The organism is Gracilibacillus salitolerans (assembly GCF_009650095.1).
GTDB lineage: Bacteria > Bacillota > Bacilli > Bacillales > Amphibacillaceae > Gracilibacillus > Gracilibacillus salitolerans.
In genome coordinates this window covers 4117049-4130974 of record NZ_CP045915.1, presented here as the reverse complement: position 1 = coordinate 4130974, position 13926 = coordinate 4117049, and the positions used below count along the sequence as shown (strand labels likewise).

Genomic DNA, 13926 nt, shown 5'->3' with positions numbered 1-13926 from the left:
ATGAAGGATGGAAATTAGTGCGAGAGATGCGCGAAAAGCCAGTAGTCAATCCAAACAAAAAAGGAAAATAAGTAAAATAGTCATTCATTGTTTTATTATCGCTTTGGGGGTGGTGATGCTTTATCCTTTGCTTTGGATGGTAAGTAGTTCTTTTAAGCATCCCGCTGAAATTTTTAACTCAGTATCTTTTCTCCCCTCAGAATGGACACTCGATAATTACACACAGGGTTGGGCAGGAGTATCTGGATACACATTTGGATTATTTTTTAGCAATACTCTGTTGATCGTTGCTTTAGCGATTATCGGTAATGTTGTGGCTTGTTCCATGGCAGCATATGCTTTCGCAAAATTAGAATTTAAATTTAAACCAATATTATTTGCATTAATGCTTATAACACTCATGCTACCTTTTCATGTAACAGTCATCCCTCAATATATTATGTTTAATTATTTGGACTGGATCAATACTTATTATCCGCTTATATTACCAAAATTCTTTGCAGTGGAAGGTTTCTTTGTTTTTCTAATGGTGCAATTTATGCGAGGAATTCCAAATGAGTTAGTCCAAGCAGCAGAGATAGATGGTTGCGGAAGGATTAAGACGTATTGGTATTTAATTTTGCCGTTATCAATTCCAGCTTTAGTAACGACTATGATCTTTACGTTTATATGGACATGGAATGATTTCTTTGGGCAATTATTATACATTAGCGATATAAAATTATATACGGTAGCACTTGGACTCAGAATGTTCTTGGATTCAGCTGGTGAGAGTGCGTGGGGACCGATGTTTGCTATGTCTACTTTATCGTTAATTCCTTTGTTTGGTGTGTTTATATTTTTCCAAAAGTATTTAATTGAAGGGATCACTACTGGAGGGCTTAAGGGATAATTTAGAAGGAATGTATTTATTATGATATGATAAATCTATATGTGCATGATACTGGAAAATAAGGAATAGAATATATAAATTTGGAAAATGGTGATAGCTGTGAAAGTGACAATAGCGGATGTTGCTGAAAAGGCTGGAGTATCCAAAACTACTGTTTCTAGGATTTTAAACGGAAATTATGATCATAACACTCCTGAAACAATTAAAACAGTTCTAAAAGTTGTAAAAGAATTAGAGTATCGACCTAATGCATTAGCAAAAGGATTAAAGTCGATGAAAACCAATGTAATTGGTATCGTTTTATCCAATTTTCGAAATGAATTTTGGTTTAATGTCCTAGAGGGTGTGGAAGATACTTGTAAAGATGAAGGATACAACTTAATGATATGCAATTCAGATGGTGATCCAAAGCTTGAAGAACAATATATCAAAGAGTTTCAGATGAGACAAGTTGATGGAATAGTAATTAACCCAACTGTTAGAAATCAACCCTTATATGAAAAATTAGTTACAGATAAATACCCTATGGTTGTCATTAACCGTAAGATCCCTGGCCTTCATGCAAATAACGTAGTGGTTGATAATATTAAAGGTGGTTATATGGCCGCAAATCATTTGCTAGAAAACGGCCGAGAACATATATTAGCGATTACGTATAAGAATGAAAATATTAGTACCTGGCAAGAAAGAATTAAAGGTTATCAAGAGGCTCTTATTTCTAATGGTTTAACGGAAGATTCTTTTTATCTATTAGAGATTGAAAATATAAGGGTAGCAAATAAACAAATTAAAGAATATTTACTAGATAATCCAATGATAGACGGAGTCTTTTCTACTAACAATATGTTAACACTTGAATTAATAGAGGCATTAAAAAAATTGGATAAAAAAGTGCCAAGTGAAGTAGGTATTGTAGGCTATGATGATACGATTTGGTCTAAGCATATTCATCCCCCACTAACTACTATTAAGCAACCTGCATATGATATTGGTAAAGAATCAGCAAAACTTCTCATTAGAGAGATAAAATCAAAAGAATTAACTACTATTAAAAATATTATTTTTCAACCTGAGCTTGTAGCGAGAGAATCATCAAAGGAAATAGAATAATAGGCAGGTGACATGAAGATGAAAATGGTTATCGGAAGTGATCATTGTGGTTTTCATTTAAAAAAACAGATGATTCCCTTTTTAGAGAGTTTAGACTATGAAGTGGTGGATATCGGATGCTACACAGAGGAAAAAGTGGATTTTCCTGATATAGTCAGAAATATAGGAGAAAAATTAGTTGCAAAAGAATGTGAACGAAGTATTGTTTTTTGCGGTACCGGAATTGGAGCGGCTATAGCTGGCAATAAGATTAAAGGGATTCGAGCAGCTGTTTGTCATGATACTTATTCTGCACATCAATGCGTAGAACACGATAATGTAAATCTGATGTGTCTTGGTGGAAAGATCGTATCAGAATGGTTAGCAGAAGACCTAATTCGATCATTTATCAATGCAAACTTTAGTGATGATGATGATTTTAGAAGAAGGGTAGCAAAATTGGACGAAATGGATAGATGAAATTCTATAGTTAAGTTTTACTTCATATTTAACCTATCCGAGTTACCTCACAAATGAGCGGATGGTTTATTTTTTTGTTATCTGGCAGATAGTCAATGGCTTCGAATATCTTTTCTAATATCGTCTCAGCTTTATTATTTGCAACATTAAATTCTTTATTCCCATCTTATATGGATTATTTTTTAATTGGAATATGATAACTGTATAAAAATCCACGTTTTATTAAAAGCTATTATTGTTCCTAAATTTTTAAGGAAGGAATGATGATGATGGGTGTAATGAATAGGTTATTAGCGGCAGGTGCAGCTGGTGCAGCCATTTATGGTATTACCAGAGGTGTTCAAAACGGAACTTTTCAGCGATTACCTGAAACCATTAATAATGCATTGAACAACAATGGACAATTGCAACAGTTCACACAGCCGATACAAAATATGGTAAACCAAGGTCAAGATATGATGCAACAACCAGCTAATACAGTGCAAAATGCTGTACAGACATTTGCTGAAGAAGATAACAATAACTCTGTTATGTATGAACAGTAATTCTCCGCATTTAATTTAGGTGGTAATGAAGAAGCCCCTTATGGAATTCAACTAAGTTTTCTATAAGGGGTTTTATTTTTACATACTTGAAAAAAATTATGCAAAAAACTAAAATTCTTAAGTACAAGATCTTAGATAAATAAAGTATTATTCCATTTATTGGATAAAAAAAGTTTTACTTTTATATCCTTAAAAAGTTAAAGTTAGGGGAATACTAATTAAATCTTCGCCAACGATAAGGGGAAGATGTATATAAAATCATCACGTAGAATAGCCAATGTATTGATCAATTGTTTTTTAGCTCTCCATTAGACTTCTAACAAATCTATTCTAATTTGTCTATTGGTCATTTCCAATTCTACGAGTTTAATAAATTCTTCGTTGACTTTTTGCTTTTTAGCAGCACAATAAAGTTCAACTAACTTTTCGTTTGTAAGAAGATTCATACTCATCTTTAGTCCTCCTGTGTTATAGATTATGTAAATGGAACCATTAGATGAATTATTACTTATAAATGAATAATGTCGAAATTACAATATAAAAGTACTAATATGGATGGATTTGTTTAAAAATATACCCGTATTTCTTGTAGAAATAAACACAAAATTTTCAGAAATTTCAATTTATATTAATATATATATATAAATGTTAAAAGATTTACAAATGAATTCATCGTCACCTCATGGAAGTCATAAATATAGAGGTTTTAGTACATATAGTTATTAATCCTTTGACATATTATGACCATTTATCATAAAATAACTTATAGATACTAATATACCCCATAAAAAATACCAGTTTTTGAACAACTTTCGACAAAATACTAAGGTGAAATCCATCATTACACTTCATAGTTTCTCACAAATAAAATGTTGAAGGAGGTAACTGTTAATTTTTAGTTTGAGAATAATTTACTATATTATAAGGCTTTGTATGCGGCGCCTAATTGCAAACAATATGAACTTAAAGCTTACAGGGTCACACTTTAAACAGGAAAGATTAGTAGGACTGAGACTTTAATGAGGATTCGAAAGTAATGTAAACGCTCAACTAAATGAAAATACTAAAGGGATTTCTCTAATAAACTACTCTATTTCCAATCTATTTATTCCAATGAAGAAGGTGGTATTGTTTTGAATAGTTTAGAAAGATACATTCCACACTTAGTCGATGCAAAAAACAAACTGTTCACTTATGAAGAAGAGGCTACAAAAAGCAATACTTCTGTGTTTAATCGAGAAATGAACTATGTGATATTTTTGTCAGTTACTGATGGTAATACAAGAGCTTTAGTTTCAACAGGTATTGGGAATTCTATAGAAACATCATGGGCAAATGCAGAAGATAAGAGCTTATCCTATATCAATAAAAAAAGAATAAGACCATTATGGATCAAAGTAGATCTAGCCATAAATATGTGTGTACTCTCCAAACAAGAATTTTTCCAAGCATATACCAACACGAAAAATAATTACTTTCGCAAAGGCGTATCTTTCGATAGACAATTCTATCTTGCCTTTTTAGAGCAAGAATTCCTCGCAAATGCGTTTATGAAAAACGCTTCCTTTTCCATGAAAAATATTAATGATTATCTAAAGTCATATCGTGATCTAAAATATCCAATTCTTGAATCAAGTATAAAAGAAGTCATATTGTTTGATACAATAAGCTATTTTTGTGATAAAAATAATACTTATGCTTTACATGCTGGCGGAGTGGATAATGGCAGACGGATAGTTAAAGAAGTAGATGATAAGACTGTTTATCATATGATAGATAATGCTTCCCATTTCTTAGCAAAACAGGTTAAACCAACAGGGGAATTTACGTATGGGTATTTTAGTCATTCTTACCGAAGTATTAATTCATATAATATGTTACGTCACGCTAGTACCATAGATTCGATGATTAAAGCTTATACCATAACAAAAAATCCGATGCTTGAAACTTCCATTAAACGAGCCTTGAATTATCTAATTAATCAAGCAATCGTTACTAGAAAACACCCTGAGTTCAGTAAAGTGTCCTATGTTGTGGATAAGCAATATGATGATGAAATTAAACTGGGAGCACTGGGAGTGGCTATTCTGGCAATTACCAAATACACAGAAATATTCCATGATGATTCTTACGTGGACGTTGCAATTTCATTAGGACACGGTATTCTTACCATGCAACATAGTGATGGACAATTTACACATGCACTAAATGCTAACAACTTAAGTGTGAAAGAAATACATAGCATGATTAATTATGATGGTGAGGCTGTTTTTTCGTTATTGAGACTTTATGACTTTAATAATGATAACAAATGGCTGGAAGCAGGGTCTTTATCTTTTGATTATTTTATAGAAAACGAACAATGGAAGAATGCAGATCATTGGTTAAGTTATTGTGCGAATGAAATAACCAAATATAAATTTGAGGATCAATATTTTGACTTTGGATTAAAAATTGCAACGTATAAATTAGATTTAATTTCCAACGGAGAAACAACTTGTCCGACGTCTTTAGAATTACTAATGGCAACGGATCAAATGATTCAACGAATTAAAGCATTAAGAAAGGATTATTTATTTGATACATATTCAATAGAAGATATCTTTAAAACAATAAATAAACAAGCAGAGCATCAATTAAATGGCTATTTCTTTCCAGAAATAGCTATGTATATGAGATATCCAAATAAAATTAATGGAAGCTTCTTTATAAGGCATCACTCCTTTCGTAGCAGAATTGACGATATAGAACATTATATTTCAGGCTATCACTATTACTTTCAAAAAGTTTCTCAGGTAGAAAAAATTTAAGTAGCTTTATATTCGCGGTTTAATTGACATCAAGTAGAAGGGACTGCTTAAATGAAAAATACAAGCGATATTTCTAAGCAAAGAATGTATGCACCAGAAATTAATGACCTACAGCACGAGTATTTAGTATCTGATAATTCACATTATTGTTTCGAAACAGAAGCAGAATTTTTGAGGTTATTTAGAAACGGAGATATGCGCTCGTTAGAACTTTTTAAAAATGATCGAGAGAGCTTTGTTCAAACATTAGCAACATCGAAAAATAGAAATCTGAGAAATAATTTAATTGTTTTAGTATCAAATATAACGCGTGCAGCGATAGAGGCAGGTTGTAATCCTAAAGAAATGGTCTTATTAATGGAAAATACAGTAAAAGATCTGGAGAATCGACTCACTCCTATAGATAAAGAAGCTTTTTTTGAATTAGAGACGAAGATATTATTGATTTTTATAAGGAAAATAAAGCAGAAGAGAGTCGAAGGGTTGAGTAAAACATCGTGGATGATTGTTAATTATGTCCAAGAACATTTATCTGAAAACATTACGTTGGATGCTTTGGCATTATATTGTGGCAGACATCCAAACTATTTATCAGCTTTGTTTAAACGCGAAACAAATAAGAATATTCAAAACTATATTTTGGAAGAGCGAATAAAAAAAGCGAAACATCTTATTACATATTCAGACTATTTGTTTATTGACATCGCTCATTTGTGCGGATTTGAAAGTCAAAGTTATTTTACGGTTCAATTTAAAAAAATGGTAGGCTGTACACCTAAAGAATACCGAAATAAGCGAGCGCAGAGAAAGAAGTAACCATTCGTCTGACTCAAGACCGGTTACTTCTAAGGATTTCTTTTTAATACGGTAAGAAATTCAGTTAACTTAATTCTTTCTTCCGGTGTTAATTGTTTACTCATTTCAATAAGTTGAGCTAAATCTTCCGGAATTTTTTGATTATCTTCAGAATAAGAAAAGAAAGTTGCCAAGTCCGTACCAAGTGCATTTAAGATTTTGGCTAACATATCAACATCAGGAACGGAACGATTATTTTCGAATCGACTAATATACGATTGGGAGATGTTGACTCGATTTGCAACTTCCTGCGTTGTTAAATTTAAAGATTTTCTTAATGATCTTAATTGTTCTCCTATATTTAATTCATTCATAGATAATCCCTTCTTTTAAGTTTATTATCTTATTATTTTGTAAATAAATGCAGAAAAAAGCAAATTATTACAAATGATCATAAAGTTAATCTGCTTTATTACTATATGACATAAAATTATCAAAATACGTATTCCTTATATATATTATTATCTCCAAAAAAAATATTTTGTATCCGTTCACATATAAAAAAAGATTGAATTCCTAATTAGATTTTAACTATTGCTTATTTACTCTTCTGTTAAAAATATCACACATAAAAAGTAGACGAAAGATTATGGCTATAAGCATATAAAATTAAGAAGTAGATTGAAAAACCCTGTTGAAGAAGGGAATGTCACACAGAATCATAGGCTAATCCAATAAAATACTTACAAATTACCTATTAAAGAAAAGGGTAAATATAACTATATTGTATAGTTAAATAAATCATTTGGCTAGTTTTATGAATGACTTTGTAGGTATTTTGGTTGGTGAATTACAAGGGGTGTAAATTAATCCAATTTTTGGAATATAGTTGACCTAAAGTTCATTATACCAAATCAAGAAATATTTTTCTTTTTTATTTTTGTTATATAAAGAGGGATGCCCCTCCCTGAACAAATCCATTGGTGAAAAAAATTCCATCTTATTATTCAAAGTGATTAAAAGGAAAAGGAGATCCTGTGACAACAGAATATTCCCTCCTTCTCTTTAAAGAAAGATGTCAAATCTATCCTCAAGTGATGTCACAATACCTTCAATAAATAATCGGGTGAGAATGGCTAAGATGATAATATTGAAAAGCAATGATAGCGTACTGAAGTAAAAGTTTTGCTTAGGCATATCGCTAAAGGATGGGTGAAACCAAAAATGAGTACTCGTGTCTAATAGAAGAACTTCACCTTTTTAGCTCAGTCGTTAAAATCAATCAGCTACGATAGTCTCTTATCGCTATTTTTAATTTCAAAGAAGAGGGCAGCCCGAAGTCAATTGTTAGAACTTGCTTATGGGGCAAGCCCTCTCATCAATTTACGGTTGAATTACTCCAACACCAGCATATTGTGTCACAACTGATTTTACATCTTCAACTGGTGTAAGCGTATAGTTATATGGAACGGTATAATTGGTTGTTGATGTCGTTGGTTGACTACCAGTGCTGTTAATATATAAATTGTTAGAAACGTTCCAATAACCTGGAGAGCTGCTATACCAAGCGCCAAGAGGATCTTTTGAATTTTCAAATACATTATTTTCTACCAGTAATTCGGCACCCATTCTGGCATTAATCCCTGTATCAATAATTCCTTCAAAGTAATTATTATACAAGTGACCTTCGCCATGACGGAAGCTAGGAACACGTGAATTCAGATCTTGAAAATGATTATGATGGAACGTGATGTTTCGATCGTCGCTGTCACTATCTGATGAACCCATTAACATTGCTTTCCAGCCATCATGGACATAGTTCCATGAGAATGTGATATTAAATGCATCACGTTTCACATCAAATAAACCATCATAATAGTCTTTGTCCACATTCAAGCTTGCATAAAGTTCATTATGGTCCACCCAAATGTTGCTTGATGGTCCTTCAATGCTAATGGCATCCTTGTCACCAGTACGTACTTCATGAATCGTGAGGTTACGGATTATCACGTTATCTGCTCGCCACACTTTAATACCTATACCATCAAGTTCTCCGTTTGTACCAACACCTAGTATAGAAACATCTGATACATCTTTGATATTAATTTTGCTGTCAGGTGTATTGTTTGGTGTAATCGTACCATCCACATAAATAGTTAAAGGAGTATTATCACCTTTGTCCTTTAACGCCTGAACAAGCTCGTCTCCTGTTTGAACAGTTACGGTATCTCCACCAGCACCACCAGTTGTACCACCATTTTGAGTGGCGAAACCTGTCATACTGAAATCAGGAGTACTTGCAGATACAGATTGAAACGACAAACATATTAATAGAGTAACGAAAAGACTGAAAGACATCCACTTAAGTAATTTTTTCTTCACTTTTCTCACGCCCTTTTTATTATTTTTTGAAGTTTACGTCTGACACTGAAGCGATAAAACATCCATCCCCCTTTCGTATAGGATAGTTAAATCATAACACGTAAGCGGTTTCTTTAAATAATCATTTTTCCATATATTATCCTTATAATTGAATTATTTACCATTTAATAAGAAGATAGAGGGTTTGTTCAACTGTAAAAAAGTGACAAATATTAACTTTTTCGAGGTGGTAATGTGAGATAATGATTATTTCTGGATATGGGTAGGGAGGGAAAGTAAAATAAAATATATTTAAAGAGTATCTAAATTAAAATTATCAAAATATTCAAAAAAGTACTTGCGTTCAAAATGAATATTTCGTATAATCCTATTTAATTAGTAAATCAATATTTGAAAAAGTGATGAGAAGGGAAAGTAAGTTTCGAGCGTTTTTCTACAGAGAGCTTCGGTAGCTGAAAAGAAGCAAAAATGCAGATGCTGAAAATGGCCTTGGAGCTTCGAGCTGAACGTGTCATAGTTATGATACAAGTAAGTGACGACGAGATTTGGTACTCGTTATCTATACCAAAGTATGAAATCCTGTTTGGTGGAGTACTTATAAAGACTGTATATGTGAGTATGCAGTAAACTAAGGTGGTACCGTGTTGAAAATAATAACAACGCCCTTATTGTTCAATGGAACAATAAGGGCGTTTTTTAATGGGCAGGATCATCAGAAAGGTTTTCACCAATAAACAAATTTAAGGAGGAATAACATGACAAAGCATTTAGTTTTTCAATCAGATTTTGGTACAAGTGACGGAGCAGTAAGTGCAATGTATGGAGTGGCAAAAACAGTAGACAATGATTTAGATTTATATGATGTTACACATGATATACCGCAATATAATATTTGGGAGGCATCCTATCGGTTGTATCAAACGATTTGTTATTGGCCAGAGGGATCTGTTTTTGTATCTGTTGTCGATCCAGGGGTAGGCTCTGATAGATTAAGTATTGTAGTGAGGACGAAAGACAACCGTTTTATCGTCACACCGGATAATGGAACCATTACCCATATTGAGGATTCTGTTGGTATTGAGGAAGCAAGAGTGATTGACGAAAAAGTAAACAGGCTGGCGAGGTCATATGAATCTTACACTTTTCATGGAAGAGATGTTTATGCATACACAGGGGCAAGACTTGCTGCTAATGTGATCTCTTTTGAAGAAATAGGGCCGAAAATCGATGTAGATCAGCTTGTGAAGCTTTCCACACCGGAAGTGAAGGTAGATGGAGGCATTATTGAGGGAACGATTGATATCTTGGATATTCGTTTTGGTAATCTATGGACCAATATTCATAAGGATTACTTTCAGGAAGCATCTATTGATTATGGAGATACATTAGAAATAACGATTTTAGATGATACACGTCAAGTGTACAAAAACGTGATGTCATATGGTAAGTCATTTGCAGATACCCAGGTAGGTGAACCGTTACTATATATTAATTCCTTAGAAAACATTGGTGTAGCTTTAAATCAAGGATCTTTTGCAAAGGCATACCATATTAAGACAGGAGAAAAATGGAAAATAATTGTACGCAAAGCACCGAAAATTGTGTATAGTTAGAATAAGGATATTTTACTATAATTGTTTTAATCTACAGCCATGAATCAACAGAAATCATGCTTGTTAGCAATAAACTAATTTAAATAAAGGAGAGAGTAATCATGAAAGGTAATTTATCGATTAGAACGATTGTTGCTATTGGTATTGGTGCTGCTGTATATGTTATTTTGGGACGTTTTTTAACGATTCCAACAGGGATCCCCAATACAAATATTGAGACAGCAGTTGCATTTCTAGCATTTATGGCTGTATTATTCGGCCCTGTCGCCGGTGGACTTATTGGTCTCTTCGGTCATGCACTGAAGGATGTTTTGCTTTGGGGATCTATTTGGTGGAGCTGGGTTTTTGTCTCCCTTTTTGTCGGATTGTTCATTGGATTATTTGCCCGCAGAATTGCCTTAGAGGATGGAGCATTTGGTACGAAGAAAATTATTTCATTTAATGTGGTCCAAGTGATTGTACAGGTTATAGGCTGGTTCCTTTTAGCGCCATTATTAGATATTATTATATATGCAGAGCCGGCAAACAAAGTATTTACTCAAGGTGCAGTAGCGGGTATTTCCAATATTATCTCTGTCGGTGTCATTGGTACGATCTTACTTGCTGCATACGCGAAGACACGGACGAAAGGTAATAGTTTATCGAAGGAAGACTAATCAGATAAAGGAGTAGAGAATGAGACAACCGATAATAGAATTTAATCATTTCACATTTAAATATTACAGCCAAACGGATCCAACTTTAAGAAATATCGATGTAACCATTTATCAAGGTGAAAAAGTATTAATTCTAGGTCCATCTGGTTCAGGGAAAAGCACACTAGTCCATTGTTTAAATGGGCTAGTTCCATTCTCTTATAAAGGGGATATAGAAGGGGAACTTCTTATCAAAGGAAGCGATACAAGAAATTTAGATATCTTTACCCTCTCTCAAATGGTAGGTACGGTATTACAGGATACAGATGGTCAATTCATCGGGCTTAACGTTGGGGAGGATATCGCTTTTTCTTTAGAAAATGAAAGGATTCCCCAGCACGAGATGAAAACATCCGTTCAACAGGTTGCTGAATTAGTGGAAATAGAGCACCATATGGACCATTCTATTCATGAGCTTTCTGGTGGCCAAAAACAGCGTGTATCTGTAGGCGGTGTTATGGTAAATGAGGAAGTGGAGATTTTGCTTTTTGATGAGCCATTGGCAAATTTAGACCCTGCAACAGGCCAATATGCTATGGAATTAATAGACCGTATTCATCAAGAGACAAGTAAAACGATCATTATGATTGAACATCGCTTAGAGGATGCGCTCCATATTGAGTTTGACAGGGTCATCGTGCTCCATGAGGGTGAAGTGTTCTTCGATGGTGCCCCAAACCAATTATTAGCATCTCATGTGTTAAATCAAGTACATATACGTGAACCACTCTATTTAAAAGCGTTGAAGTACAGTGGTTGTAAGGTTGATTCGGATATGGGGCTGGAGCATATAGATACTTTAAACATCGCTGATGACTGTAAGCAACAATTAAAGGAATGGTCTATCAAGTCTAAAGATCAGGATAGAGAGGGATCTGCCATACGATTATTGGAAGTAAAGAATTTAGATTTTCGATACCAGCATGATCTAGTTTTACAAAATATCTCCTTTTCGATTCGGCAAGGGGAAATGGTCAGTATCGTTGGAAAGAATGGCGCAGGTAAATCTACTTTGTCCAAGCTTATATGTGGTTTTGAGAAAATGAATAGTGGACAGATTCTTTTAGAAGGAGAAGATATCACGAATCAAACCATATTTGAACGAGCAAGCCAAATTGGTTTCGTTTTACAAAATCCGAATCATATGATTTCCAAGCATATGATATATGATGAGGTGGCGTTAGGTCTTGTTAATCGTGGATACTCTGAGAAAGAGATCGAGGAAAGAGTTTGGAAAACCCTAAAGGTATGTGGCTTATACCCGTTCCGCAATTGGCCAATATCAGCTTTAAGTTATGGGCAAAAGAAAAGGGTAACGATTGCTTCTATTTTAGTTTTAGAGCCTAATGTGATCATCTTGGATGAGCCAACTGCCGGTCAGGATTTTCGTCATTATACAGAAATGATGGAATTTTTGCTGCGGCTAAATGATAACGGGACAACGATAGTATTCATCACACATGATATGCACCTAATGCTAGAATACACCTCTAGGTCCATTGTGCTTGCAGATGGCCGGTTAATTGCTGATCAGTCAGCGGTTGATGTTTTAACAAATGATGAGATAGTGACTAGGGCCAATTTAAAGCGTACTTCATTATTTGATATCGCAGTAAAAGTAGGTATTTCAGATCCTAAGCAGTTTGTTCATCAATTTATTTCTTATGATAGAGAGGTTCGAGCAAGATGGCTGTAAATATATTAGGGTATATGGAACGAACATCACCGATCCACAATTTATCAGGAATTACCAAGCTGATCGTTTTTTTAATTTGGTCTTCCGTTGCTATGCTAACCTATGATACAAGAGTATTGGCGGTGTTATTGATAGCAAGCCTTGTTATATTCCAGCTGTCGAAGATTCGACTAAAGGAGATATCCTTTGTGCTGATCATTATTTTAGCTTTTCTCGCGCTTAATAATGTAGCCATTTATGTATTTTCACCTCAGGAGGGTGTACATATTTATGGTAGTAGTCATGTGATTTGGGAAAGTGCAGGCAGATATAATTTGACATGGGAGCAATTATTTTATCAAATGAATATCACGTTGAAATATTTTGTCGTGATTCCAGCTGCCTTACTGTTTATTCTGACTACACACCCAAGTGAATTTGCGGCATCGCTCAATAAAGTAGGTATTAGTTATAAAATAGGGATTGCTGTATCCTTGGCATTGCGTTATATCCCGGATATCCAACGTGATTTTCGTACCATTGCTCAGGTCCAGCAAACGCGAGGAATTGATTTGTCGAAAAATGAAAAACTAACCAAACGTCTGAAAAATGTAGTTTCAATTATGTTGCCATTAATTTTTTCCAGTCTCGATCGGATTGAAGTAATCAGTAATGCCATGGAGTTACGTAGCTTTGGAAAACATAAAAAGCGTACCTGGTATAGTGCCAGGCCGCTATTAAAGGCTGATGTGATAACATTGATTATTAGTCTGGTGCTTTTTATAGCAGCTATGGTAATCACCTTTCATGATGGCAATCGATTTTATAATCCTTTTTAGTTATAAGTTTGCTAAATAGCTAGATTTACAGATGAAACATAGCATTGGTGCTTGTCTAGCTATAAATATAAACTGGACCATTGTTAAAATCTTTCCCCTCTTTAAAGTGAA

13 protein-coding genes and 1 other annotated feature are annotated in these 13926 nt (G+C 33.9%); of the genes, 10 read left to right on the top strand and 3 right to left on the bottom strand.

The features are described from left to right. The first annotated feature begins 7 nt into the window (after nt 1–7). From GI584_RS19540 to GI584_RS19525, 4 genes are all read left to right on the top strand, one after another. Nucleotides 8–892, top strand: coding sequence for a carbohydrate ABC transporter permease (locus GI584_RS19540; protein ID WP_100359151.1), 885 nt, complete (start codon nt 8–10; stop codon nt 890–892). A 99-nt stretch (nt 893–991) separates the two neighbouring features. After that, nucleotides 992–2002: a LacI family DNA-binding transcriptional regulator gene (locus GI584_RS19535; protein ID WP_228552283.1), complete on the top strand. Its 1011-nt coding sequence runs from the start codon at nt 992–994 to the stop codon at nt 2000–2002. Between the two features lie 18 nt (nt 2003–2020). Further along, complete coding sequence (locus GI584_RS19530; RefSeq protein WP_153792291.1) at nt 2021–2461, top strand: RpiB/LacA/LacB family sugar-phosphate isomerase; 441 nt, start codon at nt 2021–2023, stop codon at nt 2459–2461. A gap of 266 nt (nt 2462–2727) precedes the next feature. Next, nucleotides 2728–3006 (top strand): hypothetical protein, encoded by a 279-nt coding sequence (locus GI584_RS19525; RefSeq protein ID WP_153792290.1) that lies wholly within the window; start codon nt 2728–2730, stop codon nt 3004–3006. 308 nt (nt 3007–3314) lie between these two features. Here the strand turns inward: GI584_RS19525 and sda are convergent, their stop codons facing one another. Then, complete coding sequence (gene sda / locus GI584_RS19520; RefSeq protein WP_153792289.1) at nt 3315–3458, bottom strand: sporulation histidine kinase inhibitor Sda; 144 nt, start codon at nt 3456–3458, stop codon at nt 3315–3317. Between the two features lie 681 nt (nt 3459–4139). On the opposite strand from sda, the gene GI584_RS19515 reads away from it, so the two are divergent. Together GI584_RS19515 and GI584_RS19510 are read left to right on the top strand one after the other, a co-directional pair. After that, nucleotides 4140–5816 carry a thioredoxin gene (locus tag GI584_RS19515; protein ID WP_153792288.1) on the top strand — a complete coding sequence of 559 codons (1677 nt, stop codon included), beginning with the start codon at nt 4140–4142 and terminating at the stop codon, nt 5814–5816. Nucleotides 5817–5867: 51 nt separating this feature from the next. Next, nucleotides 5868–6632, top strand: a complete 765-nt coding sequence (locus GI584_RS19510) for an AraC family transcriptional regulator (protein ID WP_153792287.1) — start codon at nt 5868–5870, stop codon at nt 6630–6632. 29 nt (nt 6633–6661) lie between these two features. Here GI584_RS19510 and GI584_RS19505 read toward each other — a convergent pair whose 3' ends face one another. Further along, on the bottom strand, nt 6662–6985 hold the full coding sequence (locus tag GI584_RS19505) for a helix-turn-helix domain-containing protein (protein WP_100359157.1): 324 nt from the start codon (nt 6983–6985) through the stop codon (nt 6662–6664). A 1009-nt stretch (nt 6986–7994) separates the two neighbouring features. Further along, nucleotides 7995–8969, bottom strand: coding sequence for a pectate lyase family protein (locus GI584_RS19500; protein ID WP_100362412.1), 975 nt, complete (start codon nt 8967–8969; stop codon nt 7995–7997). 416 nt (nt 8970–9385) lie between these two features. Continuing rightward, nucleotides 9386–9663, top strand: a binding site (T-box leader). 85 nt (nt 9664–9748) lie between these two features. On the opposite strand from GI584_RS19500, the gene GI584_RS19495 reads away from it, so the two are divergent. The 4 genes from GI584_RS19495 (at nt 9749) to GI584_RS19480 (ending at nt 13815) form a co-directional block, all read left to right on the top strand. Next, entirely contained in the window at nt 9749–10606 is an 858-nt protein-coding gene (locus GI584_RS19495; protein ID WP_153792286.1) for an SAM hydrolase/SAM-dependent halogenase family protein, read from the top strand. Nucleotides 10607–10707: 101 nt separating this feature from the next. Then, complete coding sequence (locus tag GI584_RS19490) at nt 10708–11262, top strand: ECF-type riboflavin transporter substrate-binding protein (protein WP_153792285.1); 555 nt, start codon at nt 10708–10710, stop codon at nt 11260–11262. 19 nt (nt 11263–11281) lie between these two features. Further along, entirely contained in the window at nt 11282–12997 is a 1716-nt protein-coding gene (locus tag GI584_RS19485) for an ABC transporter ATP-binding protein (RefSeq protein WP_153792284.1), read from the top strand. After that, on the top strand, nt 12988–13815 hold the full coding sequence (locus tag GI584_RS19480; RefSeq protein ID WP_153792283.1) for an energy-coupling factor transporter transmembrane component T family protein: 828 nt from the start codon (nt 12988–12990) through the stop codon (nt 13813–13815). The genes GI584_RS19485 and GI584_RS19480 overlap by 10 nt, the downstream gene beginning before the upstream one ends. The last annotated feature ends 111 nt before the right edge of the window (nt 13816–13926 follow it).

What these genes read in the sequence shown, in the direction of transcription:
- GI584_RS19540 (WP_100359151.1), top strand. Translation starts at nt 8, where the DNA reads ATGGAAATTAGTGCGAGAGATGCGCGAAAAGCCAGTAGTCAATCCAAA.
- GI584_RS19530 (WP_153792291.1), top strand. Translation starts at nt 2,021, where the DNA reads ATGAAAATGGTTATCGGAAGTGATCATTGTGGTTTTCATTTAAAAAAA.
- GI584_RS19525 (WP_153792290.1), top strand. Translation starts at nt 2,728, where the DNA reads ATGATGGGTGTAATGAATAGGTTATTAGCGGCAGGTGCAGCTGGTGCA.
- sda (WP_153792289.1), bottom strand. Translation starts at nt 3,458, where the DNA reads ATGAGTATGAATCTTCTTACAAACGAAAAGTTAGTTGAACTTTATTGT.
- GI584_RS19510 (WP_153792287.1), top strand. Translation starts at nt 5,868, where the DNA reads ATGAAAAATACAAGCGATATTTCTAAGCAAAGAATGTATGCACCAGAA.
- GI584_RS19505 (WP_100359157.1), bottom strand. Translation starts at nt 6,985, where the DNA reads ATGAATGAATTAAATATAGGAGAACAATTAAGATCATTAAGAAAATCT.
- GI584_RS19500 (WP_100362412.1), bottom strand. Translation starts at nt 8,969, where the DNA reads ATGTCTTTCAGTCTTTTCGTTACTCTATTAATATGTTTGTCGTTTCAA.
- GI584_RS19495 (WP_153792286.1), top strand. Translation starts at nt 9,749, where the DNA reads ATGACAAAGCATTTAGTTTTTCAATCAGATTTTGGTACAAGTGACGGA.
- GI584_RS19490 (WP_153792285.1), top strand. Translation starts at nt 10,708, where the DNA reads ATGAAAGGTAATTTATCGATTAGAACGATTGTTGCTATTGGTATTGGT.
- GI584_RS19485 (WP_153792284.1), top strand. Translation starts at nt 11,282, where the DNA reads ATGAGACAACCGATAATAGAATTTAATCATTTCACATTTAAATATTAC.
- GI584_RS19480 (WP_153792283.1), top strand. Translation starts at nt 12,988, where the DNA reads ATGGCTGTAAATATATTAGGGTATATGGAACGAACATCACCGATCCAC.